This window comes from Pseudomonas sp. C2B4 (assembly GCF_013359695.1).
GTDB lineage: Bacteria > Pseudomonadota > Gammaproteobacteria > Pseudomonadales > Pseudomonadaceae > Aquipseudomonas.
The window spans coordinates 1-1,993 of sequence record NZ_JABFMU010000123.1 but is presented as its reverse complement, the minus strand read 5'-3'; the positions used below and the strand labels follow the sequence as shown (position 1 = coordinate 1,993).

The window sequence follows — 1,993 nt, the reverse complement described above, 5'->3', positions numbered from 1 at the left end:
ACGTGATCGCCGGCATCAACCTGTCGCCCAACCTGGCCTGGTCCCATGACGTCGAAGGCTATGGCCCGAACTTCGATGAAGGCTCCAAAGCCGTCAGCGTCGGGATGGATGCCGATTACCTGAACACCTACACCGCCAGCCTCAGTTACACCAACTACTTCGGCGGCGACTTCAACACCAACGTCGATCGTGACTATGTCGCGCTCAGCTTCGGCGTGAATTTCTGATGCAACCCTGCCCCAGAGGTAATTGGACATGAACTACTTCAACACGAACGCACGTTTCATTCTGCAAGCAGGTGTACTGAGTCTGTCGTTTCTGGCCAGCAGCGTCATGGCCGCCGTCACCCCTCAGGAGGCTGCTCAGTTGGGCAGCACCCTGACGCCCTTGGGCGCTCAGAAAGAGGGCAATGCCAACGGCAGCATTCCGGCCTGGACCGGCGGCCTGAAACCGGGCGCGGCCGCGCTGGACAATGGTTTCCTCGGTGATCCGTTCGCCGGAGAAAAACCGCAGGTGATCATCACCGCCGCCAATGCCGAGCAGTACAAGGACAAGCTGACCCCGGGCCAACTGGCGATGTTCAAGCGCTACCCGGACAGCTACAAGATCCCGGTGTACAAGACCCAGCGCACCGCCGCTTCGCCGCAAAACATTTACGACATCGCCAAAAAAAGTGCGGTGACCACTGAACTGACGCCTGATGGCAACGGCCTGCTGAATTTCTCGCAAACCCGTTACTACCCGTTCCCGCTGCCCAAGAGCGGCGTCGAGGTCTACTGGAACCACACCAACCGTTATCGCGGCGGCAACATGGAGCGCCAGGCTGCCCAGGCCGCACCGCAAACCAACGGTTCGTATTCCATCGTCGAGTACGACGACAAGCTGGCGTTCCCGCAATTGATGGAAGGCGTCGAAGGCGGGGAGGGCGACAACGTCCTGTACTACTACAAACAGGAAATCACCGCCCCGTCGCGCATGGCCGGCAGTGTGGTGCTGATCCACGAGACCATCGACCAGGTCAAGGAGCCGCGCCTGGCGTGGGTCTACAACGCCGGTCAACGTCGGGTTCGTCGCGCGCCGCAGGTGGCTTACGACGGGCCGGGCAACGGCTCCGACGGCATGCGTACCGCTGACAACACCGACATGATGAACGGCGCGCCGGATCGTTATGACTGGAAGCTGATTGGCAAGAAAGAGCTGTACATCCCGTACAACAACTACCGGTTGCAATCGCCCAAGGTGAAATACGACGAGATCATCAAGCCGGGGCATATCAACCAGGACCTGACCCGTTATGAGCTGCACCGGGTGTGGCATGTCGAGGCGACCCTGAAGCCGGGCCAGCGTCATGTGTATGCCAAGCGTGATATGTATTTCGACGAGGACACCTGGCAGTTGGCGGAAGTCGATCACTATGACGGTCGCGGGCAACTGTGGCGGGTGGCGGAAGGTTATGCGTTGAACGACTACGAGCGCGGCGCCGCCAACTTCGCCATGATGGGGATCTATGACCTGATCGCCGGTCGCTATAACGTGCTGGCGATGACCAACCAGTCCAAGCATGCCACCACCTATGGCATGACCGCGAAGATGACCGACTTCACCCCGTCTGCGCTGCGCAACGCCGGTATTCGCTGACGGGATACAACGCCCTAGTGTAGGAGCGAGCCTGCTCGCGATGGTCGTTAACGATTACGCGTGTTTGCTGTCTGAACGCGTCGTTCTTGAGGCCATCGCGAGCAGGCTCGCTCCCACAGAAGGGTGATCACCACCTGATGCGGGTGGCGCCTAAACAGCTGTGCGGGCCAATGATGGAATCCTTTCTCCATCAGTGAGGTCCGCCATGTTCGTGCCACGGCCGCATTTGTGCGATGTACTCAAGCGCTCGCAGCATCGATTGCAACTGCTGTGCGCGCCTGCAGGTTTCGGGAAAACGGCTTTGCTGCGCGAGTGTCTGCGGGGCGAGGGTGCGCCGGGGCGGGTGGTGTGGGTG

Annotated in this window: 2 protein-coding genes; both read left to right on the top strand. The window is 60.2% G+C overall.

Going from position 1 to position 1,993, the window contains the following annotated elements:
* The coding region (locus HNQ83_RS30930; protein WP_175392629.1) for a DUF1302 family protein at positions 1-227 on the top strand (227 nt) is incomplete at its 5' end.
* A 28-nt stretch (positions 228-255) separates the two neighbouring features.
* A complete protein-coding gene (locus HNQ83_RS30925; protein ID WP_175392628.1) occupies positions 256-1,638 on the top strand; it encodes a DUF1329 domain-containing protein in 1,383 nt (460 codons plus the stop codon).
* Positions 1,639-1,993: the final 355 nt, after the last annotated feature.

What these genes read in the sequence shown, in the direction of transcription:
- HNQ83_RS30925 (WP_175392628.1), top strand. Translation starts at nt 256, where the DNA reads ATGAACTACTTCAACACGAACGCACGTTTCATTCTGCAAGCAGGTGTA.